The sequence below is a fragment of the Lutibacter sp. genome (assembly GCF_041596795.1).
Lineage (GTDB): Bacteria > Bacteroidota > Bacteroidia > Flavobacteriales > Flavobacteriaceae > Lutibacter.
Map to the genome: position 1 here is coordinate 1 of NZ_JBFHHX010000005.1, position 20,971 is coordinate 20,971.

General features: G+C 28.3%; 19 protein-coding genes. 11 read left to right on the forward strand and 8 right to left on the reverse strand.

The window, feature by feature from the left end; translation table 11 throughout:
• The 6 genes from ABY298_RS01245 to ABY298_RS01270 all read right to left on the reverse strand — a co-directional run.
• Positions 1–659, reverse strand: a 659-nt coding sequence (locus tag ABY298_RS01245; RefSeq protein ID WP_372744166.1) for an adenylosuccinate synthetase, incomplete at its 3' end; no start/stop codon positions are given.
• Between the two features lie 19 nt (positions 660–678).
• Positions 679–1,119, reverse strand: coding sequence for a Fur family transcriptional regulator (locus ABY298_RS01250; protein ID WP_372744167.1), 441 nt, complete (start codon positions 1,117–1,119; stop codon positions 679–681).
• 104 nt (positions 1,120–1,223) lie between these two features.
• Positions 1,224–3,443 carry a bifunctional (p)ppGpp synthetase/guanosine-3',5'-bis(diphosphate) 3'-pyrophosphohydrolase gene (locus ABY298_RS01255; protein WP_372744168.1) on the reverse strand — a complete coding sequence of 740 codons (2,220 nt, stop codon included), beginning with the start codon at positions 3,441–3,443 and terminating at the stop codon, positions 1,224–1,226.
• A gap of 44 nt (positions 3,444–3,487) precedes the next feature.
• The gene (locus ABY298_RS01260) at positions 3,488–4,720 is read right to left on the reverse strand and encodes a M48 family metallopeptidase (RefSeq protein ID WP_372744169.1); all 1,233 of its coding nucleotides are present in this window, start codon (positions 4,718–4,720) and stop codon (positions 3,488–3,490) included.
• 106 nt (positions 4,721–4,826) lie between these two features.
• The gene (locus tag ABY298_RS01265; RefSeq protein WP_372744170.1) at positions 4,827–5,621 is read right to left on the reverse strand and encodes a TrmH family RNA methyltransferase; all 795 of its coding nucleotides are present in this window, start codon (positions 5,619–5,621) and stop codon (positions 4,827–4,829) included.
• 25 nt (positions 5,622–5,646) lie between these two features.
• Positions 5,647–6,720 (reverse strand): DUF3810 domain-containing protein, encoded by a 1,074-nt coding sequence (locus ABY298_RS01270; RefSeq protein ID WP_372744171.1) that lies wholly within the window; start codon positions 6,718–6,720, stop codon positions 5,647–5,649.
• 237 nt (positions 6,721–6,957) lie between these two features.
• Here ABY298_RS01270 and dnaB point away from each other — a divergent pair, with 237 nt between their 5' ends.
• From dnaB to bshA, 4 genes are all read left to right on the forward strand, one after another.
• On the forward strand, positions 6,958–8,481 hold the full coding sequence (gene dnaB, locus ABY298_RS01275) for a replicative DNA helicase (protein WP_372744172.1): 1,524 nt from the start codon (positions 6,958–6,960) through the stop codon (positions 8,479–8,481).
• A gap of 52 nt (positions 8,482–8,533) precedes the next feature.
• Complete coding sequence (locus ABY298_RS01280) at positions 8,534–9,778, forward strand: asparagine synthetase B (protein ID WP_372744218.1); 1,245 nt, start codon at positions 8,534–8,536, stop codon at positions 9,776–9,778.
• 95 nt (positions 9,779–9,873) lie between these two features.
• Positions 9,874–10,719 carry a transketolase gene (locus ABY298_RS01285; RefSeq protein ID WP_372744173.1) on the forward strand — a complete coding sequence of 282 codons (846 nt, stop codon included), beginning with the start codon at positions 9,874–9,876 and terminating at the stop codon, positions 10,717–10,719.
• 156 nt (positions 10,720–10,875) lie between these two features.
• Positions 10,876–12,003 (forward strand): N-acetyl-alpha-D-glucosaminyl L-malate synthase BshA, encoded by a 1,128-nt coding sequence (gene bshA / locus ABY298_RS01290; RefSeq protein ID WP_372744174.1) that lies wholly within the window; start codon positions 10,876–10,878, stop codon positions 12,001–12,003.
• A gap of 9 nt (positions 12,004–12,012) precedes the next feature.
• On the opposite strand, the gene aroB is transcribed toward bshA, so the two are convergent.
• On the reverse strand, positions 12,013–13,080 hold the full coding sequence (gene aroB, locus ABY298_RS01295) for a 3-dehydroquinate synthase (RefSeq protein WP_372744175.1): 1,068 nt from the start codon (positions 13,078–13,080) through the stop codon (positions 12,013–12,015).
• Positions 13,081–13,167: 87 nt separating this feature from the next.
• On the opposite strand from aroB, the gene ABY298_RS01300 reads away from it, so the two are divergent.
• The 7 genes from ABY298_RS01300 to ABY298_RS01330 all read left to right on the forward strand — a co-directional run bounded on the left by ABY298_RS01300 (position 13,168) and on the right by ABY298_RS01330 (position 19,682).
• Positions 13,168–14,334: a proline dehydrogenase family protein gene (locus tag ABY298_RS01300; RefSeq protein WP_372744176.1), complete on the forward strand. Its 1,167-nt coding sequence runs from the start codon at positions 13,168–13,170 to the stop codon at positions 14,332–14,334.
• Between the two features lie 150 nt (positions 14,335–14,484).
• Entirely contained in the window at positions 14,485–16,254 is a 1,770-nt protein-coding gene (gene typA / locus ABY298_RS01305; protein WP_372744178.1) for a translational GTPase TypA, read from the forward strand.
• A gap of 321 nt (positions 16,255–16,575) precedes the next feature.
• Positions 16,576–17,094 carry a hypothetical protein gene (locus tag ABY298_RS01310; RefSeq protein ID WP_372744179.1) on the forward strand — a complete coding sequence of 173 codons (519 nt, stop codon included), beginning with the start codon at positions 16,576–16,578 and terminating at the stop codon, positions 17,092–17,094.
• Between the two features lie 347 nt (positions 17,095–17,441).
• On the forward strand, positions 17,442–17,888 hold the full coding sequence (locus tag ABY298_RS01315) for a MarR family winged helix-turn-helix transcriptional regulator (protein ID WP_372744180.1): 447 nt from the start codon (positions 17,442–17,444) through the stop codon (positions 17,886–17,888).
• Between the two features lie 284 nt (positions 17,889–18,172).
• Positions 18,173–18,415: a hypothetical protein gene (locus tag ABY298_RS01320; RefSeq protein WP_372744181.1), complete on the forward strand. Its 243-nt coding sequence runs from the start codon at positions 18,173–18,175 to the stop codon at positions 18,413–18,415.
• A gap of 23 nt (positions 18,416–18,438) precedes the next feature.
• Positions 18,439–18,579: a hypothetical protein gene (locus ABY298_RS01325; RefSeq protein ID WP_372744182.1), complete on the forward strand. Its 141-nt coding sequence runs from the start codon at positions 18,439–18,441 to the stop codon at positions 18,577–18,579.
• 701 nt (positions 18,580–19,280) lie between these two features.
• Positions 19,281–19,682 (forward strand): acyl-CoA thioesterase, encoded by a 402-nt coding sequence (locus ABY298_RS01330; protein ID WP_372744183.1) that lies wholly within the window; start codon positions 19,281–19,283, stop codon positions 19,680–19,682.
• Here the strand turns inward: ABY298_RS01330 and ABY298_RS01335 are convergent, their stop codons facing one another.
• The gene (locus ABY298_RS01335; RefSeq protein WP_372744184.1) at positions 19,683–20,915 is read right to left on the reverse strand and encodes a glycosyltransferase; all 1,233 of its coding nucleotides are present in this window, start codon (positions 20,913–20,915) and stop codon (positions 19,683–19,685) included.
• Positions 20,916–20,971: the final 56 nt, after the last annotated feature.

Genomic DNA, 20,971 nt, shown 5'->3' on the forward strand with positions numbered 1-20,971 from the left:
GCTAAAATAGTTTTATTGTTTTTTAAAGCGTTGTTTAAATATTCTTCACTATCAATAAAAGTTAATTGTTTTAAAACGTCAATAGCTTCGCAGAATTCAGCTTCTAATTCTTCTAAATTATATTGAACATCTACATCAAAAAAGTCAATCATTTTAATATGCTTTTCGGTTAGAGCTGCATATTTATCTTTCCAATCTTCTAATTCTAAATCACCAACACGCATTCCGTTTCTACCTGTTTTGTCCATATAAGTTGGACCAATTCCTTTTAAAGTAGAACCAATTTTGGCTTTTCCTTTAGCAGCTTCACTTGCAGCATCTAATAAACGATGTGTTGGTAAAATTAAATGTGCTTTTCTAGAAATAAGTAGTTTAGATTTAAAATCTAAATTAAATACAGATAGGTTTTCTAATTCTTTTTTAAAAATTACAGGATCAATTACAACACCATTTCCTACAACGTTTACTGCGTTTTTATGAAATATTCCTGATGGAATAGTGTGTAAAACGTGTTTGTGCCCATCAAAAATTAATGTGTGTCCTGCATTTGGTCCACCTTGAAAACGAGCAATAATGTCATAATCTTTGGTAAGAACATCTACAATTTTCCCTTTTCCTTCATCTCCCCATTGTAGTCCTAATAATAAATTTACAGCCATGATTGGTTTTTATAATATGTTAGTTGTTTTGTTTTTTTGTTCCGTAGAAATAAAGCGAATGATTTTGAATATCGATATTAAAAGTTTCTTCAATTGTTTTTTTAATAATTTGAATTCGCGGATCACAAAATTCAATAACTTCTCCGGTATCAGTTAGTATTACGTGGTCATGTTGTTTATCAAAATACGATTTTTCGTAATGTGCTTGATTTTGACCAAATTGATGCTTTCTAACTAAACCAGATTCTAGTAATAATTCAATTGTATTGTACAAAGTAGCTCTACTAACTCGGTAGTTTTTATTTTTCATTTGGATATATAAAGATTCTATATCAAAATGATGATTTAGGTCGTAAATTTCTTGTAATATAGCAAAACGTTCGGGTGTTTTTCTATGGCTATTTGCTTCTAAAAAATTAACAAAAACGTTTTTTACAATTTTTTGATTATCATTACTCATAAATTCAACTTTTTACGTTGTAGAACTAAACAACAAATTTACTTCTTATTTTTTAAAATTAGGTGACAAATAACCATATTTATTAACTTATAATTGTTTATAAATTAATGTTTGTAAATTCTATCTACAGTATCAACACCATCAATTTTTTTAAGACTATCACTTAATTTTTCTAATTGGCTTTTGTTTATAACACTTACAGTGATTTTTCCATCAAAAACTCCATCCAATCCAGAAATATTTAAACTTAAAATATTTACGTGCATATTTTTTGAAATAACTTGGGTAATTTCATTTACCATTCCAACGTGATCTACACCATGAATTTTTAAAATTGCTTTAAATTCTTGTTTAGAAGAATCTATCCATTTTGCTGGAATTATTCTATATGCGTAATTAGCTTGTAAACTTATGGCGTTTGGACAATCCTTTTTATGAACCTTAATTCCTTCATTTATAGTAACAAAACCAAAAACTTTATCACCAGGAATTGGATTACAGCATTGCGACATTTTATAATCTAATCGTTCTTCTTCATTTCCAAAAACTAATAAATCATATTTATCTTCAACTTCATTGGTTTCAACAAGTTCTGGATTTTTTGCACTTCTTTTAATTTTATTTTTAAAGAAATTTACAAATGCATTATTTCTATGCGAAATAAAATCTTTTAGTTCATTATTATCTATAGAGCCATTACCCATTCTATAAAATAAATCTAAACTAGTTTTTAATTTAAAATAAACCACCAACTCATTTACTACTTTTTCATTTAAGGTGATTTTTAAATGACGTAGTTTTCTTGTTAGAATTTCTTTTCCTTCTTCTGCTATATTTTTTTGACCTTCTTTTAAAGCGCTTTTTATTCGGGTTCTTGCTCTGGCAGTTACTACAAAATCTAACCAACCAATATTTGGTTTTTGATTTTTTGATGTAATTATTTCTACTTGGTCACCACTAAATAACTCTTGGCTAATTGGTTTTAATTTTCCATTAATTTTAGCACCTCTACAATTCATACCAACTTGAGTATGAATAGAAAAAGCAAAATCTAATGCTGTAGCATTTTTTGGAAGCGCCTTTAATTCTCCATTTGGTGTAAATACAAAAATTTCTTTTGAATATAAATTTAGCTTAAAGTCTTCCACAAAGTCAATAGCGCTACCATCTTGATTTTCAAAAGTTTCTTTAATTTTATTTAACCAATTGTCTAAACCGCTTTCACGTTCATTTTGGTTTTTATATTTATAATGTGCTGCATATCCTTTTTCTGCAATTTCATCCATTCTTGATGAACGAATTTGAACTTCAACCCATTTTCCTTGTGGTCCCATTACTGTAATATGTAAGGATTCGTAACCGGTAGATTTTGGTTGACTAATCCAATCGCGCATTCTACTAGGATTTGGCCTAAAGAAATCAGTTACAATAGAATATATTTTCCAAGCATCAAATTTTTCATTTTTTTCAGTTGATTTGTAAATAATTCTAATGGCAAACTTGTCGTAAATTTCATCGTATGAAACTCCTTGTGAAAGCATTTTTTTACGAATAGAATAAATAGATTTACGTCTACCTTTTATAAAATAGTCAAAACCTTCGGCATCTAATGCTTCTTTTATAATGCTTGAAAAACCTTCTATATATTGATCTTGAGAATCTTTATTCTGACGAATTTTATCTTGTATCTCATTATAAACTTCTGGTTCTGTATATTTTAAGCCTAAATTTTCTAATTCAGTTTTAATATTATACAAGCCTAATCTATGCGCTAATGGTGCATAAATATATAAGGTTTCCGAAGCTATTTTTAACTGTTTATCTGCAGGCATTGCATCCATTGTTTGCATATTGTGCAATCTGTCTGCAATTTTTATTAAAATAACACGAACATCATCATTTAAAGTAAGCAGCATTTTTCTAAAATTTTCTGCTTGTATTGAAGCGTCTTGCTCTTTATTTAAATAGGATATTTTTGTTAACCCATCTACAATTTTAGCTACATTTTCACCAAATAATCGTTCTATATCTTCAGTTGTATAATCGGTATCTTCAACAACATCATGCAATAATGCGGCAATTATAGAAGTTGTATCTAACCCAATTTCATAAGCTACAATTTTTGCAACAGAAATTGGATGATAGATATAAGGTTCACCAGTTTTTCTTCTTTGACTGCTGTGTGCTTCCACAGCAATATCAAAGGCTTTTCTAATTTCCTTTTTATCTTCATCAGTAAAAGTTTGATAAGCACCTTTTAAAAGGTCTTTATAACGCCTAGCAATCTCTTTATTTTCTTCTTCTGTACTGATATTGTATGCCATATTTTAAAAATAATACTTTAAAGTAATTAAACAAAAGTTAAATCCTATTTTTTTAAATTTAAAATTCGTTGTAATAATGTTGGGTGAGAATAATGAAATTTTACGTAAAAATTGTTAGGTGTTAAATTACTTAAGTTGTTTTTTGATAATTTTTTTAATGCTGAAATTAATGACGTGGCATTATAAAATTCTTTTGCATAATTATCTGCCTGATATTCAAATTTTCTTGATAAAATATTCATAAAAAAACCAGTGATTTCGGAAATTGGACTGTATAGAATAGAAAAAGCTATTAATCCAATATGAAAACTTGCTTGTTCAACACCTAAAGCTTGAGATAATAAGTTGTTACCTATTAATAAGGATAAAATATACAATGTAAAACCCATTAAAAGTAACGATAGAATAAGGTTATAAATTATATGTTTCTTTTTGTAATGACCAACTTCGTGTGCTAAAACCGCAACAATTTCATCTGTTTCTAAATCATTTATTAAGGTGTCATATAATGTAATTCTTTTTTGAGCTCCAAATCCAGAGAAATAGGCATTAGCCTTTGTAGATCTTTTAGAACCATCTATAACAAAAATATTATCAATTTTAAAATTTACTTTGTTAGAAAACTTCTCAATAGCAGTTTTTAAATCTCCAGGTTCTAAAGGTGTTTGTTTGTTAAAAATTGGCACAATTAATTTAGAATAAAACAAATTCATAAAAATGGAAAAAACAGCAATTAAAGCCCAAGCATATAACCAAAAATTTGTAGTTGTAATTAAATAAAACCAAGTGATTAATGCAAAAATGCCTCCACCAATAATAGCCATCATAAACCAACCTTTTATTTTATCAAGTATAAAAGTTTTTAAGGTAGATTTATTAAAACCGTATTTTTCTTCAATTACAAATGTTTTATAATATGAAAAAGGCAGCGAAATTATATCACTTGCAAAAACAATAATTCCAAAGAAAACTAATGTAATAATTATTAAGTTGTTGGAGATGTTTCTTGCAATAGTATCAACAAAAGCAAAGCCATCAAAAACAAAAAACAATACAGTTGTTAAAATAGAAAACCCACTAGAAATAGTTGAAAAATTATGGTTTTCTTTTTTGTATGCTTGCGATTTTAAGTACTCATCTTCGTTGTAAATTCCTTCTAATTCTTTTGGTATAGCATCGTTAAAATGTTTTGCATTTAGAGCATCTAAATACGTATCAAATAAATATTTTGCAATTATTATTCCTAATAAGATGTAAAATAGAGTAGTAGGATTCATTAATTTATTTTAAAAGTTTAGTTGATAGAGTTATAAAGGTTAAAAGTTTTAAAGGTACTATATATAATGAACTGACAACTATTAACAATTCTTCTTTAATCTTAATTTATAATATTTGTCGTTGTCTTACAGCTTCAAAAACAATAATTGCTGCACTTACAGACACATTCATAGAATCTATAGCTCCACGCATTGGAATTATAATGTTTTTTGTAGTGTTATCCAACCAATTATCGGTTAAGCCAGTAGCTTCTGTTCCAACTACAATGGCACTTGATTTTGTGTAATCTATTGTTTGATATTCAACTGAAGCTGTTAAAGCAGCACCGTAAATAGCAATGTTTTTTTCTTTTAGATACTCAATAATTTCATTTGTAGAGCCAGTTGCAATATTAGTTGTAAAAACGCAACCAACACTTGATCTAATAATATTTGGATTGTACATATCCGTTTTAGGATTAGCAATAAGTACAGCATCAACTCCTGCAGCATCTGCAGTTCTTAATAAAGCACCAATATTTCCTGGTTTTTCAGGGGCTTCTGCAACTAAAATTAAAGGACTTTTAGAATTAATTATTAAGCTATTTAAATCTAAATTTTTAGTTTTTGCAATGGCTAAAATTCCTTCTGTTGTTTCGCGTAGCGCTATTTTTTTATAAACATCGTTAGAAATTTCAATAATTTCAATGTCGTCACTAAAATTAACTAATTGTTTATGGTCAAAAATAGAGGGATCAAATAAAATGGTTTTCAATTGGTAATTACCTTGTAAAGCCAAATGTATCTCACGAAAACCTTCAATTAAAAAGGTTTCTGTTTTTTTTCGAACACGCGATTTATCTTTTAGTTGCACTAATTCTTTAACAAACGAATTTTGCGTGCTTGTAATCACTTTTTTCATAAGTGCAAAAGTAAATTTAAAATTTTTATAATTGATTAGTTTTATAGTAATTTACAAGCAACACTACCATTTTACTATAACTTTTAATACCATCTTCTTGATTGTTTGCTTTCAGAAAGTTATCATAAAAAATTTTAAAATATTTTTCCGACCAGTTTTGATAGGTTTCCCAAAAATCTTGTTGCAGTTGTAAATCTTTTAAAATACCTTGGTTTAAAGTAGATTTTAACGCTTCAAATGCAGCCGGATTTGTGTGAAAAATCTCGTTTAAACAATAGCGTAAAGCATTAAAATACGCACCGTATTGAAAATAAAGATCAGAAGAATTTATACCAGCTAAGTACCCAACAAAATTAGCTTCGCTTTCAGGTCCAATACCAATTTGATGTGCCAATTCATGACAAACGGTAGATGTATAGGTGTTTTTTGGAATTAAATAATTTACTTGCGCTTCATTTGTAAACGGATTTAAATAACCGGCAAAACCCATGTACGCTAAAGGAACACTAAATAATGAATTTTTAACATGCAATTGATGATGCTGAAATTCAGGAAATTTTTGTTGAAACTCATTATAAACTAGGTACGATTTTTCTCTAATTTGCTTTTTATTTAAAGGGTTTTCAACTAAAATTGTATCGTTTTTTGTAATTAAAATATGGGTTTCATTTATTTTTAAAATTAAACGTTTTGTAAAAAGTTCAAGATCATTGGTTGAATAAGAATCTATTTTAATATTTAATTTTTCAGAAACACCTATTCTATAATAATTTAGTCCCCAATTAAAATGAAATACAAAGAAAAGCACTGAAATAAAAGCACCTAATTTTAATACAACATTTTTAAAATTGAAGGATTTATTTTTTATAAAAAATATTACTTCCTTAATAAGGTAAATAATAAGTAAAAGGTATAAAATATCACCAAAAGAAAAAGGAATCCAACCTAATAAAAACTGATAAATTTTATTTAAAAAAACATATAATCCATTGGAGTAAAATTGTTCAATAAAACTTGGGTATAAGGCAATTAGTTGAATAAAAGCCCATTGCATGATTAATAAAACCACCAAAATTTTAGTTATTTTTTTTTCTTTCATAAGTCAAAAATAATGAATTAAAAAAGAGTTTTACCTAAAAATAGTTATTAACAATTAACGTACTTGTCAACAAAATCTGTTTAAAAAATATTGAAAAATCAGCCTATATTCACCTATTAAAAATTACATTTGCCATTGTGTTAGAAGTATTGAAAAATTTATAGAAAGTTTTAAAATAATTCGGTTCATTTTTTGTATATTCTAACATAAAAATTAAATTTAAAATAAAAATAACTAGTGAAAAATTTACAACCTGTTCCATCAAAAATTATAAAGAAAAGTCCTGTTATAAGCCTTGAAAAAGGTAAAATTCCACCACAAGCACTAGAGCTTGAAGAGGCGGTTTTAGGTGCTATGATGATTGATAAAAAAGGAGTAGATGATGTTATTGATATTTTACATCCAGAAGCTTTTTATAAAGAAGCACATCAATTTATATATGAAGCCATTTATGCCTTATTTCAAAATAGTGAACCAACAGATTTATTAACTGTCGCAAATCAGTTAAGAAAAACCGGTCATTTAGAGTTGGCTGGTGGCGATTTTTATTTGGTGGGTTTAACTCAAAAAGTTTCATCTTCTGCGCATATTGAATTTCACGCGCGTATTATTCTTCAAAAATATATTCAACGTAAATTAATTTCAATTTCTTCGGAAATTATTGAAGAATCGTATGATGAAACTGTTGATGTTTTTGATTTATTAGATTCTGCCGAAACCAAATTATTTGAAGTTACCCAAGGAAATTTAAAAAAGGGTTCTGAAGACGCACAAGGTTTAGTAACTCAGGCAATTAAGAAAATTCAAGAAATATCTAACAAGCAAGGAATGAGTGGTATAGCTACTGGTTTTACGCGTTTAGATGAATTAACGTCTGGTTGGCAACCATCCGATTTGGTTATTTTGGCTGCGCGTCCTGGTATGGGAAAAACGGCCTTTGTAATGTCTATGGCAAAAAATATGGCCATAGATTTTGACCAACCTGTTGCTATATTTTCATTAGAGATGTCATCTGTTCAGTTAATTACCCGTATGATATCAAGTGAAACAGGAATTTCTTCAGGAAAATTAAGAAAAGGAAATTTAGAACCACACGAATGGGAGCAATTGAACGTAAAAGTTAAAAATTTATCAAAAGCACCAATGTTTATTGATGATACTCCGTCGTTGTCTATTTTTGATTTACGTGCAAAAGCACGTCGTTTAGCCTCACAACACGGAATTAAAATTATAATTATTGACTATTTACAGTTGATGACTGCCGGAACCTCTCAAAAAGGAGGAGGGAATAGAGAACAAGAAATTTCTACAATTTCTCGAAATTTAAAAGCATTGGCAAAAGAATTAAGTATTCCGGTAATTGCACTTTCTCAGTTGTCGCGTGCTGTTGAAACACGTGGTGGAAGTAAAAGACCTTTATTATCAGATTTACGTGAATCTGGAGCAATTGAGCAAGATGCGGATATTGTTTCGTTTATTTATCGTCCTGAGTATTATGGACTTACAGAGTGGGATGATGAAGAAAGAACACCGTGCGAAGGACAAGCTGAATTTATTGTTGCAAAACACAGAAATGGTGGTTTAGATAATATTCGATTGAAATTTACAGGTCATTTAGCACAATTTAGTAATTTAGATGAGGATTATGGAAATGAATTTCATTCAAAAATGAATAGTGCCATTTCTCAAAGCCAAATGCCTTCGGCAGAAGATGCTTTTGGAGCTCCTGATAATTTTGATGACAATGATGTACCATTTTAAACTTAAAGTAAAAATAAAAAATATTTTAAAAACAGTGTCAAACGTAAAGTTGATGCTGTTTTTTGCAATTATATGTTCTCAAAATATAATAGCTTCATTTATTTTAATTCCTATGGATGAAGTTTCTCAAACCAATCATTTAAAAGCTTACGGAATTACCTATTGGTCTTTAAATAAAGGAAATAAAGCTAAATGGTTGTTAAATTATGAAGGAGGATCTTTTTTATTGGAAGACAACGAAGCAACCAGAAAAGAATGTAAAATAAGAGGCGTTACTTTTCAAATTATTTCTGATTCTCAGGCTGCATCTATATTAGAGGAAATTAGCAGTCCTTCAAAAAATATGGACGCTATAGATCTTGAAAAAGCACCAAAAATAGCAGTGTATTCACCTAAAGATAAAATGCCTTGGGATGATGCAGTAACTATGGTATTAAGTTATGCAGAAATTCCTTTTGATGTTGTTTATGATGTAGAAGTACTAGAAGATAAATTATTATTATATGAGTGGTTGCATTTACACCACGAAGATTTTACCGGACAATATGGAAAGTTTTATGGAGCATATAAAACCACACCTTGGTATATAGAACAAAAGAAAAGTGCTGAAGAATTAGCTGAAAAATTAGGGTTCAAAAAAGTTTCAGAAGAAAAATTAGCAGTTTCTTTAAAAATTAGAGATTTTGTAATTGGTGGTGGTTTTATGTTTGCAATGTGTTCAGCTACAGATAGTTTTGATATTTCTTTAGCTGCAGAAGGTGTAGATATTTGCGAAACTATGTTTGATGGTGATCCTTCTGAGGCTAATTATCAAGAAAAAATGGATTTCAATAAAACTTTTGCTTTTAAGGATTTTACCTTGGTTAAAAATCCATTAGAATATGAATTTTCTTCTATTGATATGACCTCAAAAAGAACCATTCAGGTAACTTCAGATTATTTTTCACTGCAAGAATATTCTGCCAAATGGGATCCAATTCCAACTATGTTATGCCAAAATCATACACAATTAGTAAAAGGTTTTATGGGGCAAACAACAAGTTTTGATAGCAATGAAATAAAGTCTAATGTGTTGATTATGGGTGAAATAAAATCAAATAAAGAGGCCAGATACATTCACGGAACTAAAGGAAAAGGAATGTTTACATTTTATGGCGGTCACGATCCAGAAGATTATCAGCATAGAGTAGGCGATGCTAAAACAGAGTTAGATTTATTTCCAAATTCTCCAGGCTACAGATTAATTTTAAATAATGTGTTATTTCCTGCTGCAAAAAAGAAAAAACAGAAAACATAACTATTGTTAATAACACAAAAATAAGTTTCTTAAAATATTTTAGTTAAACCAACATCAAAAATGCTATTTTTGCGTTTTTAATTTAAATTATAAAAATGTCAACTACACAACAATTGCAAGATTTTGCGCAACAAGTACGAAGAGATATTGTGAGAATGGTTCACGCAGTAAATTCTGGTCATCCAGGAGGTTCATTAGGATGTAATGAGTTTTTAACGGTACTGTACCAAGATGTAATGGAATATTCAACAGATTTTACAATGGATGGAATAAATGAAGATTTATTTTTCTTATCTAATGGTCATATTTCACCAGTAATGTATAGTGTTTTGGCTAGAAGTGGGTTTTTTCCAGTAGCTGAATTAGCAACATTTAGATTGTTAAATTCACGTTTACAAGGGCATCCAACAACTCATGATGGTTTACCAGGAATTAGAATTGCATCTGGTTCTTTAGGTCAAGGAATGAGTGTTGCTTTAGGTGCTGCACAAGCTAAAAAACTAAATGGAGATACTAAATTAGTGTATTCTTTACACGGAGATGGTGAATTACAAGAAGGTCAGAACTGGGAAGCAATTATGTATGCTGCTGGTAAAAATGTAGACAATTATATTGCAACAATAGATTATAACGGTCAGCAAATAGATGGTTCTACAGATCAAGTTTTACCATTAGGTGATTTAAAAGCTAAATTTGAAGCTTTTGGATGGATTGTGTTAGAAGTTGAAAAAGGAAATGATATTGACAGTATAAAAGCTGGTTTAGCAAAAGCAAAATCACTAACAGGAAACGGAAAACCTGTATGTATTTTATTAAAAACAGTAATGGGTAATGGTGTTGATTTTATGATGCACACACACGCTTGGCACGGAAAAGCACCAAATGATGAGCAATTAGAAGTTGCGTTAAATCAAAATCCTGAAACTTTAGGAGATTATTAATATTCTTGTTATAACACAAGTTAAACTATAAAAGCCTCTTTCATACCTGTTTATGAAAGAGGCTTTAATTTTTAAGCTATTTATAACGCATCTTTTTAAGTTATTTGTAAGATTACAGTTATATTTACGTCTGTTCATAAAATTTTAATTTATTACATGAAAATAGGTATTGTTTGTTATCCAACATTTGGAGGAAGTGGAGTAGTAGCAACTGAATTAGGAATGGCTTTGGCTCAAAAAGGTCATCATGTTCATTTTATAACATATAAGCAGCCAGTTAGGTTAGATTTTATATCCAATGATATTCATTTTCATGAAGTTTTTGTTGAAGAATATCCATTATTTCAATTTCAACCATACGAATTGGCTTTATCTAGCAAAATGGTTGAAGTGGTTTTAGCACATGACTTAGAAATTTTGCACGTTCATTATGCTATTCCACACGCGTATGCAGCATATATGGCAAAACAAATGCTAAAAGAAAAAGGTGTTGATATTAAAGTAGTTACAACCTTGCATGGAACAGATATAACTTTAGTTGGAAGTCATCCAAATTATAAAACAGCAGTAGAATTTAGCATTAATAATTCTGATGTTGTTACCACAGTTTCGGAAAGCTTAAAAAGAGATACTTTACGTTTGTTTAAAATAACAAAAGAAATTAAAGTTATTCATAATTTTATTGATTTTGAAAAATATCCACAAATTTCAGATTCAGAGTGTCAACGAAGTAATATAGCAAGTGAAAATGAGCGTATTATTACTCATATTAGTAATTTACGCCCTGTAAAAAGAGCGAAAGATGTTATTGAAATTTTCTATAAAATTCAAAAAGAAATACCTTCTAAATTATTGTTAGTTGGTGAAGGACCAGATAGAGAAAATATTGAAAATTTAGCAAAAGACTTAGGAATTCTAAATAAAATTTTATTTTTAGGAAATAGCAACGAGGTAAATAAATTATTGTGTTATTCCGATTTGTTTTTATTGCCGTCAGAAACCGAGAGTTTTGGATTGGCAGCCTTAGAAGCTATGGCAGCTAAAACTCCGGTAATTTCAACAAATTCAGGAGGTTTGCCCGAAGTTAATATTCAGGGAGTTACAGGTTTTTTAAGTAATGTTGGTGATACAGATGAGATGGCTAAAAATGGTATTTTTATATTAAAAGATAACACAACTTTACAGCAATTTAAACACAATGCCTTTGAACAGGCAAAGAAATTTAGTATGCAAAATGTATTACCTGGATATAAAGAAATTTATAAAGAGGTTATGGAAAACTAATTTGAGATATTATTTATTGTAAAAGTCTAATGCCGCAATTAAAAGTTCTTTTTCAACTTTACAATCTAACTTAAACTTTTCAAAATCAGAAAGTAATACAAAGTTAACTTTTCCACCCACATTCTTTTTATCATGAATTAACAAATCTAAAATAGGTTGGTAATCGGTAGTTTCAATTGTTACTTTTCCATAAATTTTAAGCAACACCTCTTTAATTTCTATTAATTTACTTTCTGGAAAATTTAATAATTTTTGAGAAATAAAAGTTTCGGTTATCATACCTATAACTATAGCTTCACCATGCGTTAATTTTTCTTTAGATTCTGTTTCTAAAAAATACGATTCAATAGCGTGTCCTAATGTATGTCCAAAGTTTAATATTTTACGCAATCCAGCTTCTTTAGGATCTTCGGTTACAACTTCATTTTTAATTTCTATAGAGCGATGAATTAACTTAGTTATATTTTTGATTGTTAAATCATTATATGCTTTTATCTCATCCCATAATTTAGCATCATAAGAAATGCCATATTTTATAATTTCAGCCAATCCAGAACGCAATTCTCTCTCGGTAATTGTTTCTAAATATGCAGTGTCAATTAGTACCATTTCAGGGTCAGAAAACAACCCTATTTGGTTTTTTAAAACACCTAAATCAACACCTGTTTTTCCACCAACAGATGCATCAACCATACTTAATAAGGTAGTTGGAATATTAATAAAAGCAATACCGCGTTTAAAACATGAAGCAACAAATCCACCTAAATCTGTAATTACACCACCACCTAAATTTATAAGCAAACTTTTTCTATCAGCACCCAATTCAGTAAGTGCATGCCAAACACCAGAACAGGTTTCTAAGTTTTTATTTTCCTCTCCAGATTCTATTTCAATAATTTCAATAGTAGTTTCACATTCAAGTAGTTGCATTAAGTTAGGTAAGCAATTTTCATTTGTGTTTTCGTCTACTAAAACAAAAATAATAGAAGGTTTGTATGATGCTACAAAACTGTTTAATTTTTTGTATCCTTCTTCTTGAAAGTTTACATAATAATTATTGGATAATATCGGTGTCATTTTAGATAAAATTTGCGCAAAATTAAAGATAAAAATTTAAAAATATGAACTCTTTGGTAAGTATCTTTGTGTATATATACTTTTATAATGGAAAAAATATTTAATAATACTGAAGTAGCTTTTGCTTTAAAAACTAATTCAGAGCTAGATAGGGCTTTTTATTTGTTTGAAATGATAAAAAGAGAACCTTTAGTTAAAATTGGATCTGCATTAGCAAAATTTGCATTAAAAACGCACCTTCCTGTTGAAGGTATTATTAGAGTTACCGTTTTTGATCATTTTTGTGGTGGTGTAACTGAGGAAGATTGTATGCCAACTATTGATAAAATGTACACTAAAAATGTGCATTCTGTGTTAGATTACTCATCCGAAGGAAAAGAAATTGAAGGTCAGTTTGATTTGGCAATGGAAAAAACATTAAATACCATAAAATTTGGTACTGAACGTAAAAGTATTCCGTTTGCTGTTTTTAAACCAACCGGATTTGGAAAATTAAGTATTTATCAAAAAGTTACTGAAGGAACTCCGTTAACTGCTCACGAAGAAGTGGAATGGAGACGAATAAAAGAACGCTATGAAATTGTAAGTAAAGCCGCATTTGAAAGAGATGTTCCTTTATTAATTGATGCTGAAGAAACTTGGATGCAAGGCGCTGCAGATGATTTAATTGAAGAAATGATGAAAAAATACAATAAAAAGAAAGTTATTGTATTTGGAACTTTACAATTATATCGTTGGGATAGGTTAGATTATTTAAAAGACTTACATGCAAGAGCCAAAGAACAAGGATTTAAAATTGGTATGAAATTAGTGCGTGGCGCTTATATGGAAAAAGAACGTGAACGTGCCGAAGAGTATGGTTACAAAGATCCTATTTGTGAAAATAAAGCCGCAACAGATAAAATGTTTGATGATGTGTTAACCTACATGTTTAAAAATATTGATGATATGGCCATTTTTGCAGGAACTCATAACGAGGAAAGTTCATATCTTTTAATGGATTTAATTGCAAAATCTGGATTAGATAAAAATGATAAAAGAATATGGTTTGGGCAATTATATGGTATGAGTGATCATATTAGCTATAATCTTGCAAATGAAGGGTATAATGTAGCAAAATATCTTCCTTTTGGTCCGGTAAGAGATGTTTTACCGTATTTAATTAGAAGAGCAGAAGAAAATACATCGGTAGCTGGACAAACTTCCAGAGAACTAAATTTGTTAAAAACAGAACGAGAAAGAAGGAAAATTTAATTTAAAAATTAAAACAAAAAAGAAGAGCTATTTAAGGCTCTTTTTTTATGCTATTGTAAATCAGTATATTAAATTAAAATTAATATTTAAAAATTCATAGTAAAAAACAAAATAAATCAACTACTTTTGCAGCTGCTTAAAAAATCATATATGCAATCTATTAGAAACATAGCCATTATAGCTCACGTTGACCACGGTAAAACTACTTTGGTTGATAAAATTATTGACCAAGCTCACATTTTAGATGAGCGTAAAGTTAGAACCGATTTATTACTAGATAATAATGATTTAGAAAGAGAAAGAGGTATTACAATTCTTTCAAAAAACGTTTCTATCATTTATAAAGATGTAAAAATCAACATTATAGATACTCCTGGTCACGCTGATTTTGGTGGAGAAGTAGAACGTGTATTAAAAATGGCCGATGGTGTTTTATTGTTGGTAGATGCTTTTGAAGGTCCAATGCCACAAACTCGTTTTGTACTTGGTAAAGCGTTAGAACTTGGTTTAACTCCAATTGTAGTAGTTAATAAAGTTGATAAACCTAACTGTACACCAGATATTGTACACGAAAAAGTTTTCGACTTAATGTTTGCTTTAGATGCAACCGAAGAACAATTAGAGTTTAAAACTATTTATGGCTCTGCTAAAAATGGTTGGATGAACGATGATTGGAAAGAAGAAACAGATAATATTGTTCCTTTATTAGATGCTATTATTAAATACATTCCAGAAGCTCCATATTTTGAAGGAACTCCTCAAATGCAAATTACATCGCTAGATTTTACATCATTTGTGGGTAGAATTGCCATTGGACGTGTATTTAGAGGCGATTTAATGGAAGGTAAAGATTACATGCTTTGTAAAGCAGATGGATCAACTAAAAAAGTGCGTATTAAAGAATTACATACTTTTGAAGGTTTAGGAAAAGATAGAGCTGAAAAAGTAAGAAGTGGTGATATTTGTGCAATTACAGGAATTGAAGGTTTTGATATTGGAGATACTATTGCAGATGTAGAAAACCCAGAAGCATTACCAAGATTAAAAGTAGATGAACCTACAATGAGTATGTTGTTTACTATTAACAATTCTCCATTCTACGGAAAAGAAGGTAAATATGTAACTTCTAGACACTTAAGAGATAGATTATTTAAAGAAATTGAAAAGAATTTAGCTTTAAGAGTTGAAGAAACCGATAGTGAAGATAAATTTAACGTTTTTGGACGTGGAATTTTACATTTATCAGTTCTTATTGAAACAATGAGAAGAGAAGGGTACGAATTACAAGTAGGAAGACCAAAAGTAATTATAAAAGAAATTGATGGCGTTAAATGTGAACCTTATGAAACATTAGTAATTAATGTTCCAGAAGAGTCTGCAAGTAAAGCTATTAACTTAGTTACCTTAAGAAAAGGAGATTTATTAGTAATGGAGCCAAAAGGCGACTTACAGCATTTAGAGTTCGATATTCCATCACGTGGTTTAATTGGTTTACGTAATAAAATATTAACGGCAACTCAAGGTGAAGCTATTATTAACCACAGATTAAGAGGTTTTGATGCTTTTAAAGGTGAAATTACTACATCAAATAATGGTGCTATTATTTCTTCTGAAACCGGAAAAGCTACAGCGTATTCAATAGATAAATTACAAGATAGAGGTAAGTTTTTTATAGACCCTAACCAAGAAATTTATGCAGGTCAAGTTGTTGGAGAAAACAACAAACAAGAAGATATGGCTGTAAACCTTATTAAAGGTAAAAAATTAACAAACGTTCGTGCTTCTGGTACTGATGATGGTGTTAAAATTGCACCAAAAACAGATTTCTCTTTAGAAGAATGTATGGAATATATTAAAGATGACGAATATTTAGAAGTAACGCCACAAAGTTTACGTATGCGTAAAATTTCTTTTAAATAGAAAATAATACAATCAAAAAGTGAAGAGCTCTCAAATTAAATTTGAGAGTTTTTTTTTTGTCTAAATTTCAAAATAAAATGCGGAAACTTTTGTTACAATTTAAAAATTAAACCATTTGTAAATAAAATAGTCAAATGTAGTAACAGATTAGTTTTAAAATTTTACAATAAAAATTAATAGTTATAGAATTGGAGATTTATTATTTTTAAGAAAAAAAGGAAAATTAACCATTGATGATTACATTTTCTATAATGAAAAATATAATTTTAATACCTTTAAATATAATTTCTCTATTAAACAATATAATTAAAAAAATGCCAAATGAAATTTTTACAAATTAGTTTAGTAATGTTTATACTTTTATTTAGTAGCTGTACTAATGAAAAAAAAGAAGTAAAGTCAACAGAATTAGAAGTTGCGCACAATAATACTACAGAAGAAGGATTAATTTTAATGAAACAAAATTGTTACGCTTGTCATTCTGTAACATCAAAATCTCACGATGAAATAATTGCACCTCCAATGGCAGCAGTAAAAAGAAGATATTTAATGACTTATTCTGCAAAACCAGAATTTGTTGAAGCTTTTACAAATTGGGTTTTAAATCCAACCCATGAGAATGCTTTAATGAGGGGTGCGGTAACAAGTTTTAAAGTAATGCCTCAAATGAATTTTAAAAAAGATGATGTTATAGAAATTGCAGAATATATTTTTGATAATGAAATTGAAAAACCAGTTTGGTTTCAATCTCAATTTAATTCAATGCATCAAAATGGAGGTTTTGGAAACGGAAATGGAAACGGAAAAGGGAAGGGAAGAGGAAGAAATCTCAACTTTTAACAAATTTAATAACCTAAAATATTACATAAATTTGTGATTTTGATATGTTTTTAAGTAAAAACATTGAAAATAATATCATATTTTCAATAATATTTAAAAATATGATAATTATCAGGAATCGTAAAACTTCAGCTGTTATAAAAATGTGGAACCCCTTTATTTTATTAGGGATTTTGTTTTTTACACATTTTACTGCATAGTGTTATAATCAATGTAAAAACTTTCTTTGCTAATTTTTTTTAGAAAATATGTTAAAATTTTAACAAAAAAACTTGTTTAATATTATAATTGTATATACATTTGATGTCTATACAATAAATGTATAGAAAATTGTTGTCCCCCTGAAGTTGAATAAATATGAAAAAAAGGATAAGTTAAACTTACCTGGTTATACAATTGATAACATATTACAAACAGGTAACTGGATGACTGAAAGCTACTCAGAACATCTAAAACAATATTCTTTATCTATTCAACAATATCAAGTGTTACGTTCTTTGAGAGAATTAAATGGCGAACCTACAGATTTATTAACCTTATCAGAACAAATGGTTAGTAAAAACAGTAATACTACACGCTTGGTTGAAAAATTGAGATTAAAAAAATTAATTTCAAGGGTTCAAAATGAAGAAAATAGAAGGAAAGTAGATATAACTATAACAGACAAAGGTTTAGCCTTGTTATCGGAAATAGATGGCATTCAAACAGAGTTTGAAAATAGAGTAGTAGCTAATTTATCCGAAACTGAAATAAAAACATTTAATTTATTATTAGAGAAAATTAGAAGTAAATAAATCACCCCAGAGATTCCTATTTATTAAGTTTATTGTAAACCCCAAATGAGTTTAATAAATAGGGAAAATATTAGTAAGAATAGTAAGAATGAAAAAAAACATGAAAAAGTAAATTAACTACTTAAGAGGTAGTCACACTGTAGTCACATACTTTATAAAGTGATCCGAAAATGCTTTAAAAAGTTAGATGGTTAGTAAGAACTTTGTTTCTACCTCTTTTATTAAAAAATTAATTAGTGTAAGAATAAGTCAACCCCAAACAACTGCCAAAACCCCGAAAAATTATGAGATTATTTATTTTAAATAATTTAAAAGTAACATCTCAAATTAGAAATGTAATTTATCGTTTCTACTTATCACAATCATTTATCACATCATTTAAAACTTTAATTTACAGTGCATTTGTAAAAATGTATATGTTTATTGAAGTTACACGTATTTTAAAATCAGCCACAGTATTTGTATCAAACACACCGTCCCCACAATGGTTAAGAAGATACTATTGTGGCTGCATTTTAACAGTTTAAATAAAAAATAAAACGTTAAATAAATGAAATTTTTAAAATTATCCATAATTATCATAGTAGTTAGTGCTGTTTTTTTAAACTCTTGTACATCAGAAGATGATGGAATATATTTTGAGCAATTAGAAAATGAAAATACATTACATTCAAGTATAGAAATGCAATAGATGTGTTTTGAAAAGGTGAAAGGTATAATGTATTTTGGTTTTGTAGTTAACAAGTTAAAATCTATACTAAAATATGGTTTTAATTATTTTGAAATTTTAATTGCTTTAAGATTAGCTAATTATGATAATTAAAGGATTAATATTTATTAAGAAATTAAAATTAAGGATTATGTTTTTACTGCAAGAAAAAGTTCAGAATCAACTTGATATTAAAAAGGCAAATAATGTAAAACGTTATTATATTAACACACTTATGCCACATTTCAATTTTAAAAATAAATCATCAAAAAAAATAAATACTGATAAATATTGTTCGGAATTGTAAAAAGCTGTGGTTAAAAAATATAAAACAGTTGTGAAAAAATCATAAGAGTGTCGTCCCCACAACTGAAGTATAAGATTCTACCACACAACTGTTTTTATATTTTTCAAAAAAACAGTCGCAAACTTGGAAAAAACTGTCGTCCCCACGATAATTTTTTTAATATACAAGAATTACGACTGTAATATTTTTTTAATATAATTAAAATTATACTTAAAAAATTTAAGGTTCTTGAACTTTTTAGGTATTGTAAATTTATATTTTATATTTAAAAAATCCAATTAATTTTTGTTTATAATATGTTGATAGAAATTTTAGGATTTATTAGTCGTTTTATTTTGTTCCATTTATAAATTTTTTTAGAAGTAAAAATTAGAATATGAGTGATTTAACTTATGAATTTAAACTTGAAGTAAAGGCAAGTGAAATAGATGATTTAAACCATGTAAATAATATAAATTATTTAAATTGGGTTCAATTAGCGGCAAATAAGCACTGGAAAGAGCTAAGTAATTCTAAAATTGATGAGAAATATGTTTGGGTTGTATTAAGGCACGAGATTGATTATTTTCAACCTGCTTTTATAAATGAAACTATTTTAGTGAAAACGTGGGTAGGATCTTCGTATGGTGTAAAATCTGAAAGATTTGTTGAAATTAGAAGAAATGATGAGCTTTTAGCCAAAGCAAAAACCATTTGGTGTTTGTTAGATAAAGTTTTAATGAAACCAGTTAGAATTCCATCTGAAATTTTACAAATTTTAAAGGTTAAAGAAGTATAACTATTTTTTATTTTTTTCTTCAATCCATTTAGACATAAATTTTGTGCTTTTTAAGGTATGATGTTTTAACATAGTTCCCATAAAATTGTTAGTTCTATGTAATTGAAAGTTTAATTCTATTCTTTTTATATATGATAGAAATTCTTTTGAGTATTTTTCTTTTGAATAACAAGCTTTTAAAATTGTGTAACCGTGTTGTTGTGATTCTTTCCAAACACCTTCATTAGTGTATAATTCTATAGCTTTTTCAGCAAATATTTTATTAGAATCTTCAATAAAACCATTCCAAGGCAAGTTATTGTGCATACTTTCTGCTCCAATAGAGGTTGTTACACTTGGTGTACCAAAAACCATAGCATCGAATAATTTTCCTTTTAATCCAGCTCCAAATTGAATAGGAGCTAAGCAAACTCTACTATTTTCAAAAGCCGTTTTAGCGCTCTCAATCCATCCTTTTATATAAAAACCATCCTTTTTATTTTGTAATTGCAATACTTTTTCTGTTACATAAGAGCCATAAACGTGCATTTCTGCTGATGGAATTTTGGCTTTTATTAATGGCCAAATATTGTTTTTTAAATTAATAACTGCTTGGTAATTAGGTTCATGTTTAAAATTTCCAATAGTCATAAAATTTTTTCTTTCAGTAAAAGAAGGACTTTTTATATTTATAAAAAAATCATTGGTATCTATTAAAAATGGAAGATAAATTAAAATAGCTGCATTAATATTAAATTTTTCAAGCAGTAATTTTTCTTCATATTTAGAAATAATTAAGGTTAAATCGCATCTATAAATACTTGCAATTTCTCTTAAAGTAATATCATTTATTAAATATTTTTCTAAATTATTGGTGTTCTTTTTTATTGCTAATTGGCGTGCATATCTTAAAAAGTGTAAATCTTCTGTATCCAAAATTTTAATTGCATTTGGACAAAAATCATCAACTCTCCATCCAAACTGTTCTTCAGTTAAATATCTATCAAATAAAACAATAGATGGATTTATTTCAAGTAATAGTTTATCAAAGTTTGAATTGTTTAATTCAATATTTATCGATTTAATTCCTAAATTATCAAGATTATAAGATTGATTGTTTTTTGCTGCTGTGCTAACAAAAGTAATGGTATATTTTGCTTCAATAAAAATATTTATAAGTTGTAACATTCTACTTCCTGCAGCAGTTGAAGTTGGTTCTGGCCAAACAAATCCAATAATTAAAAGTTGTTTCATAATAATCAAAAGTATAAAAGTTACATTTGTTTTTGGAAATTTTAAACATAAAAAAA